This is a genomic window from Marinobacterium mangrovicola (genome assembly GCF_004339595.1).
GTDB lineage: Bacteria > Pseudomonadota > Gammaproteobacteria > Pseudomonadales > Balneatricaceae > Marinobacterium_D > Marinobacterium_D mangrovicola.
In genome coordinates, this window is sequence record NZ_SMFU01000009.1 from 1 (window position 1) to 20,964 (window position 20,964).

23 protein-coding genes are annotated in these 20,964 nt (G+C 56.1%); 1 reads left to right on the forward strand and 22 read right to left on the reverse strand.

The genetic code is table 11. The features are described 5' to 3' along the window. Positions 1–320: 320 nt before the first annotated feature. From der to trmJ, 17 genes are all read right to left on the reverse strand, one after another. Positions 321–1,754 carry a ribosome biogenesis GTPase Der gene (gene der / locus CLV83_RS12415; protein WP_132292756.1) on the reverse strand — a complete coding sequence of 478 codons (1,434 nt, stop codon included), beginning with the start codon at positions 1,752–1,754 and terminating at the stop codon, positions 321–323. Between the two features lie 73 nt (positions 1,755–1,827). Further along, on the reverse strand, positions 1,828–2,976 hold the full coding sequence (gene bamB, locus CLV83_RS12420) for an outer membrane protein assembly factor BamB (protein WP_132292759.1): 1,149 nt from the start codon (positions 2,974–2,976) through the stop codon (positions 1,828–1,830). After that, positions 2,973–3,632, reverse strand: coding sequence for a YfgM family protein (locus CLV83_RS12425; protein WP_132292762.1), 660 nt, complete (start codon positions 3,630–3,632; stop codon positions 2,973–2,975). The genes bamB and CLV83_RS12425 overlap by 4 nt, the downstream gene beginning before the upstream one ends. 13 nt (positions 3,633–3,645) lie before the next feature. Beyond that, positions 3,646–4,899, reverse strand: coding sequence for a histidine--tRNA ligase (gene hisS / locus CLV83_RS12430; RefSeq protein ID WP_424399127.1), 1,254 nt, complete (start codon positions 4,897–4,899; stop codon positions 3,646–3,648). Between the two features lie 57 nt (positions 4,900–4,956). Then, positions 4,957–5,931, reverse strand: coding sequence for a RodZ domain-containing protein (locus CLV83_RS12435; RefSeq protein WP_132292768.1), 975 nt, complete (start codon positions 5,929–5,931; stop codon positions 4,957–4,959). Beyond that, entirely contained in the window at positions 5,928–6,707 is a 780-nt protein-coding gene (gene pilW, locus CLV83_RS12440) for a type IV pilus biogenesis/stability protein PilW (RefSeq protein ID WP_132292771.1), read from the reverse strand. Before pilW ends, CLV83_RS12435 begins: the two co-directional genes overlap by 4 nt. A gap of 9 nt (positions 6,708–6,716) precedes the next feature. Next, the gene (rlmN, locus tag CLV83_RS12445) at positions 6,717–7,853 is read right to left on the reverse strand and encodes a dual-specificity RNA methyltransferase RlmN (RefSeq protein ID WP_132292774.1); all 1,137 of its coding nucleotides are present in this window, start codon (positions 7,851–7,853) and stop codon (positions 6,717–6,719) included. A gap of 56 nt (positions 7,854–7,909) precedes the next feature. Continuing rightward, positions 7,910–8,317, reverse strand: coding sequence for a nucleoside-diphosphate kinase (ndk, locus tag CLV83_RS12450; protein WP_132292777.1), 408 nt, complete (start codon positions 8,315–8,317; stop codon positions 7,910–7,912). 143 nt (positions 8,318–8,460) lie between these two features. Further along, positions 8,461–8,661 (reverse strand): Fe-S cluster assembly protein IscX, encoded by a 201-nt coding sequence (gene iscX, locus CLV83_RS12455; protein ID WP_132292780.1) that lies wholly within the window; start codon positions 8,659–8,661, stop codon positions 8,461–8,463. 14 nt (positions 8,662–8,675) lie between these two features. Beyond that, positions 8,676–9,014: an ISC system 2Fe-2S type ferredoxin gene (gene fdx / locus CLV83_RS12460; RefSeq protein WP_132292783.1), complete on the reverse strand. Its 339-nt coding sequence runs from the start codon at positions 9,012–9,014 to the stop codon at positions 8,676–8,678. After that, positions 9,014–10,894 carry a Fe-S protein assembly chaperone HscA gene (hscA, locus tag CLV83_RS12465; RefSeq protein ID WP_132292786.1) on the reverse strand — a complete coding sequence of 627 codons (1,881 nt, stop codon included), beginning with the start codon at positions 10,892–10,894 and terminating at the stop codon, positions 9,014–9,016. Before hscA ends, fdx begins: the two co-directional genes overlap by 1 nt. 12 nt (positions 10,895–10,906) lie before the next feature. Further along, entirely contained in the window at positions 10,907–11,437 is a 531-nt protein-coding gene (gene hscB, locus CLV83_RS12470; RefSeq protein ID WP_132292789.1) for a Fe-S protein assembly co-chaperone HscB, read from the reverse strand. A 29-nt stretch (positions 11,438–11,466) separates the two neighbouring features. After that, complete coding sequence (gene iscA, locus CLV83_RS12475) at positions 11,467–11,790, reverse strand: iron-sulfur cluster assembly protein IscA (RefSeq protein ID WP_132294295.1); 324 nt, start codon at positions 11,788–11,790, stop codon at positions 11,467–11,469. A 44-nt stretch (positions 11,791–11,834) separates the two neighbouring features. Then, positions 11,835–12,215, reverse strand: coding sequence for a Fe-S cluster assembly scaffold IscU (gene iscU, locus CLV83_RS12480; protein WP_132292792.1), 381 nt, complete (start codon positions 12,213–12,215; stop codon positions 11,835–11,837). A gap of 29 nt (positions 12,216–12,244) precedes the next feature. After that, positions 12,245–13,459, reverse strand: a complete 1,215-nt coding sequence (locus CLV83_RS12485; RefSeq protein ID WP_132292795.1) for an IscS subfamily cysteine desulfurase — start codon at positions 13,457–13,459, stop codon at positions 12,245–12,247. Between the two features lie 24 nt (positions 13,460–13,483). Beyond that, entirely contained in the window at positions 13,484–13,972 is a 489-nt protein-coding gene (iscR, locus tag CLV83_RS12490; protein WP_132292798.1) for a Fe-S cluster assembly transcriptional regulator IscR, read from the reverse strand. 84 nt (positions 13,973–14,056) lie between these two features. After that, complete coding sequence (gene trmJ / locus CLV83_RS12495) at positions 14,057–14,848, reverse strand: tRNA (cytosine(32)/uridine(32)-2'-O)-methyltransferase TrmJ (RefSeq protein ID WP_132292801.1); 792 nt, start codon at positions 14,846–14,848, stop codon at positions 14,057–14,059. A 175-nt stretch (positions 14,849–15,023) separates the two neighbouring features. Between trmJ and CLV83_RS12500 the strand changes: the two genes are divergently transcribed. Beyond that, positions 15,024–15,830, forward strand: a complete 807-nt coding sequence (locus tag CLV83_RS12500) for an inositol monophosphatase family protein (RefSeq protein ID WP_243642381.1) — start codon at positions 15,024–15,026, stop codon at positions 15,828–15,830. An 86-nt stretch (positions 15,831–15,916) separates the two neighbouring features. On the opposite strand, the gene CLV83_RS12505 is transcribed toward CLV83_RS12500, so the two are convergent. From CLV83_RS12505 to hflK, 5 genes are all read right to left on the reverse strand, one after another. Then, positions 15,917–17,212 (reverse strand): adenylosuccinate synthase, encoded by a 1,296-nt coding sequence (locus CLV83_RS12505; RefSeq protein ID WP_132292804.1) that lies wholly within the window; start codon positions 17,210–17,212, stop codon positions 15,917–15,919. Between the two features lie 37 nt (positions 17,213–17,249). Further along, a complete protein-coding gene (locus CLV83_RS12510; RefSeq protein ID WP_132292807.1) occupies positions 17,250–18,425 on the reverse strand; it encodes an ATP phosphoribosyltransferase regulatory subunit in 1,176 nt (391 codons plus the stop codon). A gap of 30 nt (positions 18,426–18,455) precedes the next feature. Then, positions 18,456–18,650 carry a DUF2065 domain-containing protein gene (locus CLV83_RS12515; RefSeq protein ID WP_132292810.1) on the reverse strand — a complete coding sequence of 65 codons (195 nt, stop codon included), beginning with the start codon at positions 18,648–18,650 and terminating at the stop codon, positions 18,456–18,458. A gap of 96 nt (positions 18,651–18,746) precedes the next feature. After that, positions 18,747–19,640: a protease modulator HflC gene (gene hflC / locus CLV83_RS12520; RefSeq protein ID WP_132292813.1), complete on the reverse strand. Its 894-nt coding sequence runs from the start codon at positions 19,638–19,640 to the stop codon at positions 18,747–18,749. Next, positions 19,640–20,842 (reverse strand): FtsH protease activity modulator HflK, encoded by a 1,203-nt coding sequence (gene hflK, locus CLV83_RS12525; protein ID WP_132292816.1) that lies wholly within the window; start codon positions 20,840–20,842, stop codon positions 19,640–19,642. Before hflK ends, hflC begins: the two co-directional genes overlap by 1 nt. Between the last annotated feature and the right edge of the window lie 122 nt (positions 20,843–20,964).

Below are 20,964 nucleotides of genomic sequence, written 5' to 3' on the forward strand. Positions count from 1 at the left end.
TCCGTCTCAAGCGAGGCGCATATCTTACCGCCTCCGTTTTCAGTGTCAAGCGTTTATTTTCGCTTTTCACTGCGATTTTCGAACCGGGGAATTTCTGAAAACTTCTTAGAAATTCAAGTGGTTGGAAAACCGCCTCGCTGGTCGTCTGCAGCCCCGAAGGGTGTGTCGTCTCAAGCGAGGAGGCGCATTCTACAGACCTGCCGGAGGGAGTCAACAGCCTTCTTGGAAATAATTTACAAAAAGTTCAAAGCGCCCTTTTTGGGCCTGAAACGAGCAATAAAAAAGGGAGCCGAAGCTCCCTTACCTATTCAAAGAACGCATTAAGCCTTCTTAGCTTTCTTTTTCTGACGGTACTTCATCTCTTTCACGTGCTGACGCTGACGCTCTTTCTTTGCCTGCTGCCTTGCCGTCAGGATGTTGCGCTTGCCGGCAAAGGGGTTATCCCCGGTACGGAACTCGAAGCGGATCGGCGTACCCTTCACCTTGAGGAACTTAATAAAGCGGTTCTCGAGGTAACGTTTGTAGGAGCCAGGCAGCGAATCGGTCTGGTTACCATGCACAACGATGATCGGCGGGTTAGATCCCCCCTGGTGAGCGTAACGCAGCTTGATGCGACGATTGTTCACCTGCGGCGGTTGATGATCAGCGACCACATCTTCCAGCAGCTTGGTCAGCTGGTTGGTGGACCATTTAGCCATGGCTGAGTCATAGGCTTCATTGATCGAGCGGTAAAGATCGCCAACACCCGTGCCATGAAGCGCTGAAATAAAGTGGAAACGGGCAAAAGAAGCAAACATCAGGCGACGATCCACCTGGGTTTTAACCTTCTCTTTTTGCTCCTGGGTCATTCCGTCCCATTTGTTCAACGCAAGAACCAGCGCACGCCCGGAATCGATCACAAAGCCGAGCATATGCAGATCCTGCTCGGTAACCCCCTCACGGGCATCAATCACTGCCACGACCACGTTGGCATCCTTGATCGCCTGCAGGGTTTTGACGATGGAGAACTTCTCCACCGCTTCGCGAATATGCTTACGACGACGCACACCCGCCGTGTCGATCAGCGTATAGGGCTGACCATCACGCTCATAAGGGATATAGATGCTGTCCCGGGTGGTGCCGGCCTGGTCGAAGACGACTACCCGATCTTCACCCAGCATGCGGTTTACCAGGGTGGACTTACCCACGTTGGGACGCCCGACAATAGCGATCCTGATATTGTCGTCTTCTTCCTCTTCGACAGCGTTTTCGTCCGGCTCGGGGATACCGAGCTCGTCCAGAGTCAAGTCGATCAGCGCAGACACGCCACGGCCGTGAGCCGCTGCAATGGTCAATGGATCACCAAGCCCCAGGCTAAAGAATTCGCTACGGGCGACGTCCGGGTCTATACCGTCGGTTTTGTTGACTACCAGGTAACAGCTCTTCTGCTCCCGACGCAGGTGATCAGCGATCATCTCGTCAGCGGGATTGAGCCCTGCGCGGCCGTCAACCAGGAAGAGCACCACATCGGCTTCATCGATGGCCAGCAGCGACTGCTCGGCCATGACCTTGTCGATACCCTCTTCATCACCGGAGATACCGCCAGTATCGATAACGATGTAGTCGCGCTCGCCCAACTTGCCTTCGCCATACTTGCGGTCGCGTGTCAGGCCCGGCAGATCGGCAACCAATGCGTCACGGGTACGGGTCAGTCGGTTAAAAAGAGTCGATTTACCGACATTCGGTCGGCCCACCAGTGCAATCACCGGAAGCATAGCTATTCACCCAAAACAGCGCGGCGGCGTCCCACCCAAGCAGAACGCCGCCGCGCTTCACTTAAGATTTAATTCAGTTCAGCGTGAGAGCCGACAAACGACCATCGTTGCTGAGTACGTAAAGCACATTATCGACCACCTGCGGATCACTGTAGATACCGGAGGAATCAAAATTATAACGTGCCACAAAATGCCCATCGACCTGCGACATGAAGTGCAGGTAACCCTCGGCATCACCAACCACCAGGGTATTGCCGATCACCGCCGGAGAGGTGAGGCCGCGATAATAAAGCGCGGGCTGCTGCCATACGCTGGCACTGCTGCCAGCATCGAGGGCGTCAATTTTATCATCCGCCGAAATCGCGTAGATATTGCCGAACCCTGCAGCCAAACTGCGATAACTGGAGAAATCGATATTCCAGATAATGCGCGGGCCATAGGGATTCAACGCCACCAGGCGACCCTGGTAGCTGCTGACAAATACGGTGCCGTTGTAGATCAACGGTCGACCATCAATATCAACGATACGCTCCAGCTCAGAACGTCCCTCAGCCAGGGCGACACGCTCTTCCCACAGCGCGTTACCCGAGGCGTTATCGATAGCGATCAGCTTGCCGTTGGCAAACCCGGTCAGAGTTGCCTGAGGCGTGACCACCGGTGCGCTGGTGCCACGCAGGCTCAGCTGCGGAATCTGACTGTCGTAGGTCCAGCGATGCTCACCAGTGACCCGGTCGAATGCTGCAACCTGGCCGTTGATCACCTGAACCACCACCAGGTCAGCGTTTACCTGCGGCTGAGCCACCACTTCGGAAGCAACACGGGTGCGCCAGAGTTCGGCGCCATTATCACTGTCCAGGGCGATCACTTCGCCGTTCTCGGAGGCAACGATCACGGTACCGAAACCATAACCGACACCGCCGGAGAGGCGCATATCAAGTTCAACTTCCCAAAGGCGATCGCCATTGGCGCGGTCGAATGCGTGAACATCACCTTCAGCATCCGTTGCGAAGATACGGGTATCGCCAATGGCCGGTGCGAACTGATGGTAGCCTTCACCGGGGCCGTCACCGACCTGGGAACTCCAGACTACCGACACCTCTTTTTCAGCATCGAAGTCAACGAGTTCAGCAGGTTCGATCTCATCGGGGCTGCTCCACAAGCCGCAGCCGGACAGGGTCGCGGCAAGCAGACCTGAGGCCAGAATACGGGTTACCGGTTTCATGAGCGCTCTCCCCCGGCCAGATCATCATGCTTCATCTGGATCACCGGGCGCATCTGCGGGCTTGCAGACTCCAGTGCCTGCTCATAAGCCTGACGCGCTTCAGCCACCTGCCCCTGAGCCACCAGAACATCACCCCGCAGCTCCGCGTATGCAGCATTAAAGTGATCAGCGTTGGCCTCTGCCAAGATTGAGCTGGCAGCTGCTGCATCGCCCTGAGCCAGTTTGATACGCGCGCTACGCAGAGTCGCCAACTGCTTCAACTCTTCGTCTTCAGCATTCTGGCGAGCCCAATCGAGCTGAGTCAGCGCTTTATCCAGATCACCTGCATCCACCGCTACACGCGCCATCAGCATCGCACCGAGCGATGCATAACCGGTGCTGGAATACTCATCCTGAAGGACACCCGCCAGGTGTTCTGCGGTCGCTGACTGCGCCCCATCGTCTGGAGTGTCACGCAGCGCTGTCACTGCCTGGAGCAGTTCCTGATAGGTGACCGATGCGTTGGTTGACTGAACTTCGACACGCTTCTGCCATGCCTGCCAACCGACCACACCGGCAACAGCCACAGCAATAGCCAGGAGCAGTGAACGTCCATTTTCCTTCCACCAGCTTTTGATCGCCTCGATCTGTTCCTCTTCGGTACGCAACTCAGCCACGATCCTGCCTCTCTTAATCTTCGCTATAGATGCTGACCAGCTCAGCTGTCAGCTCTTTAAGTGTTATCTGTTTTTGCTCGGCCGTTTCACGCAGAGGTTTAAGGGTAACTACGCCATTGGCCAGCTCATCGTCACCCATCAGCAAACCGAAACGAGCACCGCTTCTGTCGGCCTTCTTCATCTGGCTCTTGAAGCTGCCGCCACCGCAGTGAAGCTGAACACGCAGGCCGGTTTGATCACGCAGCTCTTCAGCAATACGGAACATCTCAACCTGAGCATCATCCCCCATGGCCATCGCGTAGATATCGACTTTCTGATGCACGCTTTCCGGTACCAGCTCGAGGGTTTCGAGCAGCAGAATAAGACGCTCCATACCCATGGCAAAGCCAACCGCCGGTGTGGCACGGCCACCCAGCTGTTCAACCAGACCATCATATCGACCACCCGCGCACACGGTACCCTGGGAGCCAAGCTTGTCGGTAATCCACTCGAACACTGTCTTGCCGTAGTAATCCAGACCACGCACCAGACGCGCATTGACTTCATAGGCAACGCCGGCGCGGTCAAGCAAGGTACAGAGACGATCAAAGTGCTCGCGTGACTCTGCATCGATGTAATCATGGAAATGCGGAGCGTTATCCAGCAGCGCCTGAGTACCAGGGTCTTTGCTATCCAATACCCGCAGAGGGTTGGTTTTCAGTCGACGCTGACTGTCGGCGTCCAGGGCTTCCTCGTGCTGCTTGAGGTACTCGACCAGGTCCGCCTTGAAGCGTGCACGCTCCTCCGCAGTCCCAAGGGTATTCAGATGCAGGGTAACCGCTTCCTCCATCCCCAGCTGACGCCAGAGACGCGCAGTCATAATGATCAGCTCAGCATCGATGTCCGGCCCCTGCATACCAAAGGTTTCAACACCGATCTGATGAAACTGGCGATAGCGTCCCTTCTGTGGACGCTCGTGACGGAACATCGGCCCCATGTACCAGAGACGCTGTACCTGGTTAAAGGTGAGCCCATGTTCTTCACAGGCGCGTACGCAGCTCGCCGTGCCTTCAGGACGCAAAGTCAGACTATCGCCATTACGATCCTCGAAGGTGTACATCTCTTTTTCGACGATGTCGGTCACTTCACCGATAGAGCGTTTGAACAGGTCGGTCTGCTCGACGATCGGCATACGCAGTTCGCTGTAGCCGTAAGCACCAAGCACCGTCTCTACCTGTTTTTCCAGATACTGCCAGACCGGGGTCTGCTCCGGCAGAATATCGTTCATGCCCCGTATGGCTTTGATTTTCGCCAAGGTATTACTTTCCCGTATTGCAGATGGTGGTTAACGCTGAGACATTGGCAGACTCAAACGGGCGACATTGTTATTGTTCACCTGTGAGAGATCAACCGGCTCACCACGATATTCGATACTGGCAACCGCACTGGCACGACCGATCACTACCGCGAGTGGCTCCTCGCCGTCAAATGTCAGATCACTGCCCGACTGGGCAATGCCATTGAACAGGGTACGACCTGTTGCATCCTTTACACTGAGCCAGCTCTCATCAGCCAGCACCAGATGGAACTGGTCGGCAGCCGCGACAGGCTGTTCCACCGGTTCCGCTTCATTGCTGGCGGCTTCAGATTCCACGGTGGCAGCATCGTCGCTGGCTGTTATTTCAGCGACGCCAGGAATCGCCGATGATGCGGCCTGCTCTAAGGTTTCTGCCGGAGCTTCCGCGTCATACTCTATGACACTGGTATCCGGTGAATTAAATGCGGGCAGCTGATCGACAGGTGCACTGCTACTTTCATCATCCAGCGGCGGCAATACTAGAGTGTTGCCGTCAGCGGTATCCACGGTGACCGGTGAATCCCCAACCGGAGTAATCACGCTATCGATGGAGTACTGGGTCTGCCACCACCAGACGATAAAGCCGACAATTGCAACGATGAACAAAAGCGTACCAAAACGCATCACCGAACGGCTTTGCCGAGCGGGACTAGTAGACACTGTCCCCACCGCGCGCACCGGCGCAGCGGTATCCTTGATGCCAGACATACGATCGAACTGACTGACATAGGTATCCGGATTCATTTTCAGGCGACGGGCGTAGGAACGGATATAGCCACGCACAAACACCGGCCCGCCCAGGCCTTTAAACTCGCCCCTTTCGATCGCTTCCAGCGTAGCAACCGGCAGGTGAAGCTCGCGACTGAGCTCCTGCAGACTGACCCCGAGAGTTTCTCTGGCCTTAACGAAGTTACCGCCGGTAAAAGTGGCACCACTATCCTGAGATATCTCTTCGCTGCTCACTGCGCAGACTCCTTATAAGCCCGGTATTCACTGGACCGAGGATACATATTCTTCAACAACAGCGCGTAGGTTGCCGCCATATTGGCGTTACCTTCATATCTGGCCACGCGTATCCCTACCCACAGACTCAACGGGAAGTGGTTCACACGTTTGCTATCAACCAGCTCGCGAAAACGATTGAACAGAGCCGCAGCCTCGGTTTCCTGATTCTTTTCCAGCATCAGATCGGAGAGCTCGACCAGAGCAAGCGGACGTTGCTGTGACAGCGTCAGAGCTCGTCGCAGTGCGTGTTCCGCCACATCTGGCCGCCCGGTACGACGATAGCAGCGCCCCAGGTTCTCGAAAGCCTGAGCGCGGGCGGAATAGAAAGGATCTTCGGTGGCACGGGCAAGCTGCGTACAAGCTTCCTGGTAACGTTCCTGAGAGAACAGGAACACACCGAAGTTGTTGTGAATCATGGCAGATTCAGGATCGGCATCAATCGCCTTGCGGAAATAGCTCTCGGCAATATCCAGGTCACGCTCGGCCTGGAACACCAGCGCCATGGCATTATATGCAGGCGCATAACTATCATCGATATCAAGTGCACGCTGTAGTGGCGATTTAGCCCCGGCAGTATCTCCGGCACGGAGATACTGGAGACCTAGACTGGTGTAGGATTCGAGCGCATCTTCCCGGGAAGCACCGGCTTTTTCAAACCGGTCTGAGGAGGTCGTCGAACATGCTGAAACCATTATTGCCATCAATAGCAGCAGCACAGCATGAACTTGTCGCATTACTCCCCCTTACAGAGTCTGGCTCTTCCCCTGAACAGGCTCTTCTTGTACCACAGCGATGTATTTTTGGCTACGTCGGGTACGGTCAGCTACCTGCCCGACCAACTGGCCACAGGCGGCATCCACGTCGTCGCCACGGGTGCGACGTACGGTGGTGATAATATTACTGTTCAGCATGATTTGCTTGAACGCGGCAATCGCCTTCTCGCTCGGCCGTTCATAGCCGGAATTAGGGAAGGGATTAAACGGAATCAGGTTCAGTTTGCACGGTACCTTGCGCAGCACTTTTACCAGTTCCCGGGCATGCTCCGGCTGATCGTTGACGCCGGCCATCAGAGTGTACTCGATGGTAATTGAACGCTTGTCGTTCAGGCTGTCCAGATAGCGGTTACAGGCGGCCAATAGCTCAGCAATCGGGTAACGACGATTAATTGGCACCAGCTGGTCACGCAGCGCATCGTTCGGCGCATGCAGGGACACCGCCAGTGACACATCGCTGACATTACAGAGTTTATCCAGCGCAGGCACCACACCCGAAGTACTAACTGTTACACGACGCTTGGACAGGCCATAGGCGTTATCGTCCATCATCAGCTGGGTAGCCGCGAGCACATTGTCAAAGTTGAGCAGCGGTTCGCCCATACCCATGAATACGACGTTGGTCACCCGGCGGTCGCCATTGGGGTCGAAAGGCCCAAATGAACGAATCGCAACCCGCAGCTGACCAATAATTTCGGCGGTACTCAGATCCCGGTTGAAGCCCTGTTTACCGGTGGAGCAGAAGCTGCAATCCAGTGAGCACCCAACCTGTGAGGAAACGCAGAGCGTGGCGCGATCACCCTCTGGGATCAGCACCATTTCGATGGCAGAACCACCATCCATGCGGATTACCCACTTACGGGTACCGTCTTTGGAAAATTTCTCCAGTACGATTTCCGGCTCACGAATATCCGCCATCTCAGCCAGTTTGGCGCGCAGCGCCTTGCTGATATTGGTCATCTCGTCGAAGCTGCTGGCACCGTACTGATGCATCCACTTCAGTACCTGCGTGGCACGAAAACGTTTCTCACCCATTTCATCGAAGAACTGTTCGAGTTGAGAGGGAGAAAGACCGAGAAGATTGACCTTGGAGGGAGCGTCAGTCATGAAAAGTCACCGCGTTTGGAGTATAGGAGCCGCTCGAATGAGCGGCTCCGACAGAATCAGTTACCGAAGAAGTAACCGATCTCACGTTCTGCAGAAGCAGCAGAATCGGAACCGTGTACGGCGTTCGCATCGATAGACTCAGCGAAGTCGCGACGGATAGTACCTTCAGCAGCTTCTTTCGGGTTGGTAGCACCCATCAGCTCACGATTCTGAGCGATAGCGTTTTCGCCTTCGAGAACCTGAACAACAACCGGACCAGAGGTCATGAAAGCGACCAGGTCAGCAAAGAAAGGACGCTCTTTGTGCTCAGCGTAGAAGCCTTCAGCTTCAGCTTTGCTCAGAGATTTCATCTGCATTTCGACTACTTTCAGGCCCGCTTTTTCGAAGCGAGACAGGATTTCACCGATGACGTTTTTGGCAACAGCGTCCGGCTTGATGATGGAGAGAGTACGTTCAGTAGCCATGGTTTAAACCTAATCCAATTGATTATATAAAAATGACAAGGCGCGACATTATACGCGAGTGATTAAAGGCTGAACAGTTCCACCGAGATAAACAAAACCCGGCACTGAGCCGGGCTTATAGACCATCACAAGTGAAGTTTGTTTCAGTCCTTTTCCTCGATCCAGGCCATCTGGATCGCCTCGAGGATTTTCTCACCGCAATGTGACGGATCATCGTCAAACTGCTCAAGATCCAGCACCTTCTGATACAGGTCCGGGAAACTGATCTGCATCGGATCCACATCGGGATACAGCTCATCAAGCTCTATGGCGATATCCAGTACATCAACCCATTTATAACCCATGATGCCTACCCCGCTCAGTGCTGCTCTGAAACCTGGTTGATCGTGTACTTGGGAATCTCAACCACAAGATCCTCATCGGCCACAATCGCCTGACAACTCAAACGCGACTCAGGCTCCAGGCCCCAGGCCTTATCCAGCATGTCATCTTCAAGCTCGTCGGATTCTTCAAGTGACTCAAACCCCTCACGCACAATGACGTGGCAGGTTGTGCAGGCACAGGATTTCTCGCAGGCGTGCTCTATATCCACACCATTAGCCAGAGCGGCATCGCAAATGCTGATACCCGGCTCTACTTCAACTACCTTGCCTTCCGGGCAGAGCTCCTCATGCGGCAGAAAAATCAGCTGCGGCATTACTCCGACTCCTTATCCAGTTCGTCAATTCGATGCCCCTTCAGCGCACTCTGGATACCCTTATCCATGCGCCGAGCAGCAAAATCATCACTCAGTTTAGCAAGCGTTTTCACACCCGCTTCGATGGCGGCAGAATCTCTGCCACCCGCTGTTTTACGCAGTTCTGCCACACCCGCTTTAAGAGCCGCCAATTCATCAGAATCAAGCAGTTCTCCGTCCTGGACGATGGCCGCCTCTACCGCAGAGGCAAGACGCTCGGCCTCGACCTGCTGCTCACGCAGCGCACGGGCGGTGAGATCCTCCGCCGCATGGCTGAAAGAGTCCTGCAGCATACCGGTGATTTCGTCATCGGTAAGACCGTAGGAGGGCTTCACCTGGATACTACTTTCGACACCGGTAGACAACTCCTGCGCGGAGACGCTGAGCAGGCCATCCGCATCCACCTGAAAAGTGACACGAATTTTGGCAGCACCGGCAGCCATCGGCGGAATACCACGCAGCACGAAGCGCGCCAGAGAGCGACAATCGGAGACCAGCTCACGCTCACCCTGCACCACATGAATCGCCATGGCGGTCTGGCCATCCTGATAGGTGGTAAATTCCTGGCCACGCGCCACCGGAATCGCGGTATTGCGGTGGATAACTTTCTCCACCAGCCCACCCATGGTTTCAAGCCCCAGAGAAAGCGGGATCACGTCGAGCAGCAACATATCGCTGTCCGGTTTGTTACCGGCAAGTACGTCCGCCTGAAGCGCAGCGCCAACTGCAACCACGCGATCGGGATCGATATCGATATGCGGCTCGCGACCAAAGAGCTCACCCACCTTGGCACGCACCAGAGGTACACGTGTAGAGCCGCCCACCATCACCACATCCCGCACCTCTTCAGCCGAAACTCCGGCATCCTTCAGGGCGCGACGACAGCTGCGCAGGGTCTTTTTCACCAGAGGCTCTACCGCGGCGTCAAACTGCTCACGACTAACGGCAACCTCAGCAACCTTGCCAGCGAGCTCCAGCGTCACCTGAACCTGAGGCTCTGCACTGAGACGTTCCTTGACACTTTTTGCCAGGGTCGTCAGGTATCGTGCCTGCTGAGCATCAGGCTCCAGCTCGATACCGGACTCTTTCAATATCCAGCGTGCCAGAGCGTAATCGAAATCATCGCCACCCAACGCGCTATCACCGCCGGTCGCCAGCACCTCGAACACACCTTTATTCAGGCGCAGAACGGAGATATCAAAGGTGCCGCCACCGAGGTCATAGACCGCAATAACACCCTCTTCCCCCTGGTCCAGGCCATAGGCAACGGCTGCTGCGGTGGGCTCATTAAGCAGACGCAGAACATGCAACCCGGCGATACGAGCCGCATCTTTGGTGGCCTGACGCTGAGCGTCGTCGAAATAGGCGGGCACGGTGATAACCGCGCCGGTCAACTCACCTTCCAGCGAGTCTTCAGCGCGTTCACGCAAAGTACGAAGAATATCGGCCGACACCTGGACCGGGCTGCGCGGACCGGCATTGGTTTCGATATAAGGCATGCCGCCATCGCCCGGCGAGAAGCGGTAAGGCAGCTCATCCCCGAAGGAGAGCACGTCCTCAACACCACGCCCCATCAGACGTTTAACCGATATAATTGTGTTGTAGGGATCCTCAGCGGCGCATTCGAGCGCCTCAGAACCTACCTGGAGCGAGCCGTCGCCAGAGTAATGCACCACCGAAGGCAGCAGATGCTCTCCGTTGATATCCGGCAGCGTCTGCGCCTCACCGCTACGCACAGTCGCAGCCAGTGAGTTGGTGGTTCCTAGGTCGATCCCAACCGCCAGCCTGCGCTCGTGAGGCGCAGCACTCTGGCCGGGTTCGGCGATTTGCAACAAAGCCATAAGGGGTTCCGTTCAGTCGTCGAACAAACGATCTTCGAGCGCTTCTATCTCGGTTTCGAGCTTGGTGGCGAACTGCATCTTACGCACCGTCCGCTCAGCGCCTTCGAGATCGCCGCCCGTGTAGAGTGAGACAAATTCAGCCCGCAGCTCCCGCAGCGCCTGTTCAGCTTCCTGCTGCAACTGCTCAAGCTCCGCCTCCGGATCATCCTGCTCGGCAACCTCTGACAGGCGCTCACGCAGCTCCATCTGCTCCATCAGGAACATAGGATCGAGCTGCGCACCGGATTCCCCATGGGTATCCCGCCCCTGAAGCAACAACAGATACTGCGCACGGCGCAGTGGAGACTTGAGCGACTGGAACGCTTCATTCAAATGCGCCGTGTATTGCACGGACAGCCTGCGTTCCCGCTCGGAGAGATGGGCAAAGCGATCAGGGTGCCACTGCTTCTGGAGTTCCCGATATCTCTCGCTGAGCAAGCCAAGATCCAGCTCGAATCCAGGCTGGAGATCGAACAGCTCAAAGTAATTTCGGGTCATATCCATTGGTAAGCCGGGCACCCTCGCTAGCGTATTTAGACGTTAAAGCTTTCGCCGCAGCCGCATTCGCTGCTGACGTTGGGGTTATTAAACTTAAAGCCTTCATTCAGACCTTCCTTGACGAAATCCAGCTCGGTTCCGTCAAGGTAGACCAGGCTTTTCGGGTCGATCGCCACACGCACGTCGCCGAACTCAAACACCTGGTCTTCATCTTCGACCTGATCGATGAATTCGAGCACATAAGCCATGCCGGAACATCCGGAAGTACGCACGCCGACACGAATACCGCTGCCGTGGCCGCGTTTTTCGAGAAAGCGCGCGACATGGTTTACCGCAGCGTCTGTCATGCTGATCGCCATATAACCCTCACCCTGTTCTGCTGGCAACGCCAAGGCCTGAGGCCTTAGCCCTGCTTTTTACGGTAGTCTTCAACAGCTGCCTTGATAGCATCTTCAGCAAGCACCGAGCAGTGAATTTTCACTGGCGGCAGTGCAAGCTCTTCTGCGATCTGAGCATTTTTCAGTTCAGCCGCCTGATCCAGCGTCATACCCTTAACCCATTCGGTCACCAGGGAGCTGGATGCGATAGCTGAACCGCAGCCGTATGTTTTGAATTTCGCATCTTCGATCACACCGTCGTCGTTAACGCGGATCTGCAGGCGCATAACGTCGCCACATGCCGGAGCACCCACCATGCCGGTACCGACGTGACCGTCTTTGTCGTCCATCTTACCGACGTTGCGCGGGTTTTCGTAATGATCAATAACCTGTTCGCTGTAAGCCATGATGACCTCCAAGAGCTCGTGTAGCCCGCTTAGTGGTGAGCCCACTCAACTGTGTTCAAATCGATTCCGTCTTTAAACATGTCCCACAGGGGGGACAGCTCGCGCAGCTTGTCGACAGCAACGCGAATCTGTTTGACGGCGTAGTCCACTTCTTCCTCGGTGGTAAACCGACCGAAGGAGAAACGGATGGAGCTGTGTGCCAGCTCGTCGTTCAGCCCCAGTGCACGCAGCACATAAGAGGGCTCAAGGCTGGCAGAAGTACATGCGGAACCCGAAGAAACCGCCAGGTCCTTCAGAGACATCAGCAGAGATTCACCTTCAACAAAGGCGAAGCTGACGTTCAGGTTACCGGCAACGCGCTGCTCCAGAGAGCCATTCACGTGCACTTCTTCCATGCTGTTAACGCCCTGCCAGAAGCGATCGCGCAGCGCTTTCAGCTTCTCGCCTTCGCTCTCCATCTCTTCCTGGCAGATGCGGGCCGCTTCACCCATACCCACGATCTGGTGGGTCGGCAGAGTGCCGGAGCGCATGCCACGCTCATGACCACCGCCGTGCATCTGGGCTTCCAGACGTACACGCGGCTTACGGCGCACATACAGCGCACCTATACCTTTCGGGCCGTACATCTTGTGACCGGATACGGACAGCAGATCCACTTTCATGCTGGACATATCCAGCGGCAGTTTGCCTGCACTCTGAGCGGCATCTACATGCAACAGCACACCGTGACTACGGGTCAGCTCGCCGATCGCAGCAATATCGGTAATGGTGCCGATCTCGTTATTCACGTGCATCAAAGACACCAGGATAGTGTCTTCACGCAGCGCGTCAGCGACCATCTGCGGCGTGATGATGCCATCACTGCCAGGCGTCAGATAGGTCACTTCAAAACCTTCACGCTCCAGCTGACGACAGGTATCAAGCACTGCCTTATGTTCAATTTTGGAGGTGATGATGTGCTTGCCCTTCTTCTGATAGAAGTGCGCTACACCCTTGATTGCCAGGTTGTCGGACTCGGTTGCACCAGAAGTCCAGACGATTTCACGCGGATCCGCACCAAGCAGATCTGCCACCTGACGACGCGCTGTCTCGACCGCTTCTTCAGCTTTCCAACCAAACATATGAGAGCGGGAAGCCGGGTTACCGAAGTTTCCTTCGGGCGTCAGGCAGCTCATCATCTTCTCGGCCACACGCGGATCTACCGGTGTTGTTGCTGAATAATCGAGATAGATCGGCAATTTCATTTCAATCTCCAAAGCTCTTCGCTATCAGGATGCTGACGCAACACTGCTGGCGATCAATTGTTCCGGTTGAGTCCGGCTACGCTGCCCCTGGCGCTCGGCAACTTCCTGCACATCATTTCGCAACACCAGATCCGCCAGGCTGATATCACTCAGGAAACCATGGATCTGTTCACTCAAATCGCACCATAAATGGTGGGTCAGGCAGACTTCGCCGCTCTGACAGTTGCCGGTACTGCGGCAACCCGTGGCATCGACCGACTCATTGACAGCATCGATCACTTCCGCCACATTAATCTCTCCGCGCTCACGTTTGAGCTGGTATCCGCCGCCCGGACCGCGCACACTGTGCACCAGTTCGTTGCGACGCAGCTTGGCGAAGAGCTGCTCCAGATAGGACAACGATATGCCCTGGCGCTCTGATATATCCGCCAGGCTGATCGGTCCTTTGCCCTCATGAAGGGCCAAGTCGAGCATCGCCGTTACGGCGTAACGCCCCTTAGTTGTCAATCGCATAGTCATCCTCACCTGCTGCTGCGAGCCTGACGCCATTGTGCAAAAACCAAGAGATTTAGTCAAGTATATTCCCGACCATTAAAGTCAGGATTGAGAACCCTTTTCGCCACTCTCTTTTGTGGAATCCCCATCCTTGCTGGAACCCGCACCAAAACCACGATTGACCGACTTCAGAATCCCGCGCAGTACATTCACCTCGACCTTATCCGGAACGGCACGCAGCAGTAGCCGACGCAACCTGGTCATCAACTGACGCGGGTTATTCGGATCAAGGAAGTCGATATCAACAAGAGTCTGTTCAAGGTGTTCGAACATACGCTCGAGCTCAGCGTGATCGGCAAGCTCTATATCCCAGTCTGTGCCCCACTGCGGCTTACTCTGCTCATCTTCAAGCAGCTTAGCCATACGCAGTTCGTAGCAGATCACCTGCACGGCGGCGGCAATATTGAGAGAGCTAAACCCCTCCACTGAAGGGATATGAACGTGATGATGACAGGCATGCAATTCATCATTGGTCAGCCCCCGATCCTCGCGACCGAAGAGCACAGCCACGCGTGACTTACCGGCCAAGGGCATGGCGATGGCGCCCAGCTCACGCGGATTGATAACCGGCCAGGGAATGTGACGCCCCCGGGCACTGGTACCGACCACCAGCTGACAGTCTGCCAACGCCTCTTCCAGCGTCGACACAACACGCGCATTATCCAGAATATCGGTAGCCCCCGAAGCGCGCGCTGTTGCCGCCTCATCCGGGTAGTGCTTGGGTTCAACCAGGCAGAGGTCGCTCAGCCCCATATTTTTCATGGCACGAGCCACGGCTCCGATATTGCCGGGATGTGTGGTATTTACCAGAACGATACGGATATGTTCGAGCATGAGCGCGCCAAAGAACCTGTCAAAAAAGGGCGCATATAATAACAGAACTGGGCCGCGCAGAGCGACTCGAGTGCGACACTTACAGCATCTTTGCGGTCAACGTTTATTCAACCCCACAGAGTGCGTTATAATTTCCGTTTGATTCCCCCATTCGAACGACTGGACTCCATACCCAATGCAACCAATGGTCAACATCGCTCTGCGCGCCGCACGTCTCGCCGCCGAGCAGATCGCCCGCGGCACCGAACGCCTGGATCTGATCAAGTCCGAACAGGACAAGGTCGCCGGCTTTATCAATGACCTCTGCCTTCAGGCTGAACGCACAGTCGCCCACACACTGCAGAAAGCCTACCCCCACCACACGGTAATCGGCGACTACAGCGGACGACACGAAGCCAGCGGCGAAGGCCCCACTCCTTGCGAGTGGCAGGTAACCCCTATCGACAGCCTGACAAACTTCTCCAATGCGGTTCCCTCCTTTGCGCTAAGCATCACCGGGCGCGTCAAGGGCAAGGTTACCCACGCCCTGATCCTGAACCCGATCACCGGCGAGGAGTTCACTGCCAGCCGCGGTGAAGGCGCCCAGCTTAACGGCAAGCGCCTGCGCGTCAGCGCTCGCAAAGCTCTGGATGGCGCCCTGATCGGAACCGGTTTCCTCGGACGCAACAGCGACCAGTCTGGACTTGATACTCAGATCGCTATCATGCGCGAACTGGTTAGCGCCGGAGCCACTCCGTTCAACACCGGCTCCGTCGCACTGAACCTGGCTTATACCGCTGCAGGACGCCTTGACGGCTTCTGCCAGCTAGGCCTGTATCAGAGCGAACAGGACGCGGGTTTGCTGCTACTTCAGGAAGCAGGCGCACTGGTCGGCGATACCGCCGGCGGCAGCAACCACCGCGACAGCGGCAAACTGGTTGCAGGTAACGCAAAGATGTTCAAAACACTGCTAAAAACCCTGCACCCGGCAATTCAGAGCTAACCCTCCGAGCCGGAGCAGAACGTAGATACAAAAAAGCCGCGCTATCAAGCGCGGCTTTTTTTATGCCCTGACGGACCCGGCGAAGATTACTCTTCGAACGGATCACGCAGAACGATAGTCTCAATACGGTCAGGACCGGTAGAGATGATATCGATCGGGGTCTCAACCAGGGTTTCCAGGCGCTCAATGTATGCACGGGCGTTCGCCGGCAGCTCGTCGAGAGATTTAAGACCCACGGTAGACTCGCTCCAGCCCGACACAACCTCGTAAACCGGCTGCACGGACTCGTAAGCCTCGCTGCCGCAGAGAGAAGTCACTGGATTACCCTCGGCATCGGCGTAACCGATACAGATATTAATCTGATCCAGGCCATCCAGAACGTCGAGCTTGGTCAGACAGATGCCGGAAACAGAGTTGATCTGAATCGCATGCTTGAGCGCGACGGCATCGAACCAGCCACAACGACGCGCACGACCAGTAGTCGCACCAAACTCATGACCACGCTCAGCCAGGCGCGCACCGATATCGCAGTTCAGCTCGGTCGGGAACGGGCCGCCGCCGACTCGAGTCGTGTAAGCCTTGGTAATACCCAGTACGTAATCCAGGTACAGCGGGCCGAAACCACTACCGGTAGAGGTACCGCCGGCGGTAGTGTTGGAAGAGGTCACGTACGGATAAGTACCGTGGTCAATATCCAGCAGAGAGCCCTGCGCACCTTCAAACATGATGCTGGCACCCTGCTTGCGCAGCTGATGCAGACGCGTAGTCACGTCGGTCATCATCGGCACCAGGGTCTTGGCCATCTCCAGGCAGTGCGCGAGCAGAGCATCGACGTCGATCGGGTCGACTTCGTAGTAATGCTCCAGCATGTAGTTGTGATATTTCATCACTTCACGCAGCTTCACCTCAAAGCTTGCAGGATCAGCCATATCACCCAGACGCAGACCACGACGGGCAGCCTTGTCTTCGTAGGCCGGGCCGATACCACGACCGGTTGTACCGATCTTGGCCTCACCACGCGCCTTTTCGCGCGCCTGATCCAGTGCCACATGGTAGGACAGAATCAGCGGGCAGGCCGGGCTCAGACGCAGACGCTCAGCCACGGGCACACCACTTTCTTCCAGACCGGCGATCTCTTCCAGCAGTGCATCAGGAGAAAGCACCACCCCGTTACCGATCAGGCACTCGACATTCGGCCGCAGAATACCCGACGGAATCAGGTGCAGTACGGTTTTCTGTCCATCGATTACCAGTGTATGGCCGGCGTTATGACCGCCCTGAAAGCGAACCACCGCTGCGACTTTTTCGGTCAGCAGATCGACGATCTTACCCTTGCCTTCATCACCCCACTGGGTGCCCAGAACAACGACGTTTCTACCCATTGCTGTCTCTAAAAACTCTTAAAAATTGAGAAAAAGTTCACCGGGTCTCAACGACCCACTGCCCGTCCTTCAGTACCAGCTGACGATCACAGCAGCCCGGTACCACTTCTCCACCCAGCATCTGTACGACACGCACACCGGCCTGTCTCAGATCCGCGATCGCAGCAAGGAGATCCTGCTCTTCGGTGGCCGGCACCAGCACAGCGGAGCGATCAATCTCCGGCATCGCCAGCGCGACTTCAAGCAGGGTTTTCAGATCGGCACTGAAACCCGTTGCCGGGCGTGCTCGACCAAAGTCTTCTCCAATACGGTCGTAACGACCACCTTTGGCCAGCGCCTGACCAAAGTGAGGTGAGTAGGCAGCAAACACCACACCGGTGTGATAGTGATAGCCACGCAGTTCACCAAGATCAAAGTAGAGGTCGGTCGCCGGATAGCGACTTTCCACCCGCTGCGCCACCTGTTCAATATAGGTCAACGCAGCCAGAATACTCTCGGAACCCGCAAACAGTTCGCGCGCACGCTGAAGAACCTCAACACCGCCATTGAGCCGCGGCAGCGCGAGGAGCTTTTCAGCAACGCCCTCAGCGAGATCAAGCCCCGCCACAAAACTGCCGATCTCCGGCAAAGCCTTGCGCTGCAGCATGTCGATGAAACGATCCTGCTCTTCACCGGCAAGCGCCGCTTCCTGCATCAGCTCACTGAAAACGCCCACATGCCCCAGATCCAGGCTCACCGGACCCTTCACATCGACAGTACGCAGCGTCTCAAGCATCAGCGAGATCACTTCCACGTCACTATCGAGGCCCGCGTGGCCATAAAGCTCGGCACCGAGCTGCAGCGGGTTGCGCGACGCCAGCATGTTGCCGGGCCGGGTATGCAACACCGAACCGCAGTAACAGAGTCGACTTGGACCCTCGGTACGCAACCGATGGGCATCGATACGCGCTACCTGAGGAGTCATATCGGCGCGCACGCCGAGGGTATGACCACTGACCTGGTCGGTCAGTTTGAAGGTTTTCATCTCCAGGTCGCGACCGACGCCGGTCAGCAGCGATTCAAGATGCTCCGCCAGCGGCGGCATCACCAGGTCGTAGCCCCAGCAGTCATACAGATCCAGCACGCGACGACGCATCATTTCAACCTGACGCGCACGAGGCGGCAACATCTCTTTCATTCCATCGGGCAGCAACCAGCGATCTGCCAATGTCATGCAGTACTCCAGTACGAATAACTCTTGATATCAGTGGACCAGATAAAGCAGCGCTACGCCAAGCAACATCGATACGAATCCCGCCACTCTGAGTGACAAATCCGGAACATAAGCCAGCTTGGCAACCAGCCGACGCCAACGCTGGGGGTATAGAAAAGGCAGGACGCCCTCAATCACCAACACCAGACAGAACGCGATCAATAATTCGCGCCAGAGATCGACCATTACTCACCTAAAGTCCACAAAAAAACCGGGCCTCGACCCGGTTAACGAATACTACCACGAAATCGGGCGCCAAGGGCACCCGATTTCTGTTTTGCACTATGGCTGCGTGGTGCCTCTTGCCGGCGGACGCGCATCATCCAGATAACGGAAGAATTCCGAATCCGGTTCCAGCAGCATCACATCACCGCCACCTTTAAAGGTATCGCGGTAGGCCTGCAGACTGCGGTTGAAGCTGTAGAACTCTTCATCCGCCGAATAGGCTTCTGCATAGATGCTTGCCGCCTGCGCATCACCCTCACCTCGAGTCTCTTCAGACTCGCGGTAGGCTTCCGCCAGGATAACGGTACGCTGACGATCCGCATCCGCACGTATACCCTCTGCCAGTTCCTGACCGCGGGCACGCAGCTCACGCGCCAGACGCTGACGTTCGGTACGCATACGCTGATACACGGAAGAGGAAACCTCTGTCGGCAGATCGATTCGCTTCACGCGTACATCGATGATTTCGATACCGAACTGCTCATCGGCACGACGACTCAGGTCGCGGATAACCGCGTCCATCAGCTCTTCACGCTCGCCAGAGATTACCTCGGTTACAGTACGCTCACCGAACTGGTTACGCAGCTCTTCTTCGATGTTGTTAGCCAGACGCTCAGAGGCCTGGAACATATCACCGGAGATAGAGGTGTAGTACTTGGTCGGATCTGCGATCTTCCACTTCACGAAAGAGTCCACGATCAAACGCTTCTTCTCCAGTGTCAGGAAGGACTGCGGACGCGCATCCAGAGTCTGAACACGGGCGTCAAAAGTACGCACGGTGTTGACGAACGGGATCTTGAAATGAAGACCCGGCTGGATATCGCCATCGACGATCTCACCGAAACGCAGCTTAACGGCGCGCTCGGTCTCTTTGACGATATAGACCGACTTGGAGCCGATCATCACCACGACTAGCACGGCGATCAGTAAATAGAGCGATCGAGCGTTCATTAGCGACCCTCCCGTGTAGTGGTGGAAGAATTCTGGCGCTGACGAGCCTGCTCCATCACCTGGTCGGTAATGGCTTTCAGACTGGCATCATCCAGACGAAGCGGACGACCACTGCTGTCGCGAACGCTATCCTGTTTTTCCATCAGCTTATCGAGCGGCAGGTACATCATGTTGTTGCCACCTTCGACATCAACCAGCACCTTCGGTGTTTTGCCGAGCACTTCCTGCATGGTTTCCAGGTAGAGGCGCTGACGGGTAATTTCCGGCGCCTTGGCGTACTCTTTCTCCAGGGCCGTAAAGCGGTTAGCTTCACCGGTCGCACGGGCAACGATCTCTTCGCGGTAGGCGTTAGCTTCTTCGATAATACGCTGAGCTTCACCACGCGCTTCAGGAACCACACCATTGGCGTAGGTCTGAGCTTCGTTGATCACACGCTGCTCATCTTCACGCGCTTTGATCACGTCATCAAACGCGTCCTGCACCTGACTTGGAGCCTGGGCGTTCTTGATGTTGACCTGAATGATATTGATACCGGTGCCGTAGAACTCCATATAACGCTGCAGACGCTCCTGCACCTGGATACCCAGAGTCTCACGACCCTCGGTCAGGATGGAGTGAAGTTCGGTGGTACCCACAACATGACGCAGCGCCGATTCAGCCGCATGGGAAAGGCTCTGCTCCGGATCACGCACATTGAGGATGAACGCTTTCGGATCGGTCGCCACGTACTGCACGGTCAGATCGACGTAAACGATGTTTTCGTCTTCAGTCAGCATCTGGGAATCGTGATTATGTGTACGCACCATCTCGGTGTTGACCTTGGTGACGTCATCGATAAGCGGCGGATTCCACTGCAGACCGGGGTTTACCGTTTCATAGAACTTACCCAGACGCAGTACAACACCGCGCTCGGGCTGATCCACGGTGTAGAAGCCCATACCGGCCCAGAATAGCGCAGCAACCACTGCGATCACGATCAGGAAGCCGAAACCGCCGCCTTTACCGCCCGAGCTACCACCCGAACCGCTGCCGCGACGCTTACCGCCACCAAAGAGTGAATTCATCCGGTCCTGCAGCTTGCGCAGTGCCTCATCCAGATCAGGCGGCCCCTGATCCTGTCCGCGTTTACCGCGGTTCTTATCGCCGCCACTGCTCCAGGGGTCATGGTTATTGCCATTCCCGCCAGGCTCATTCCAGGCCATACAGTTCTCCGTCGTTGTAAGGGCGTTATATTTTTGAAAATTCTAGGGATACCCGCGCATCCGCGCAACTGAGCACCAGCCTAAAGCAGCTTCGCCCTCAGTGCACCCCGCCCGGGTATTTT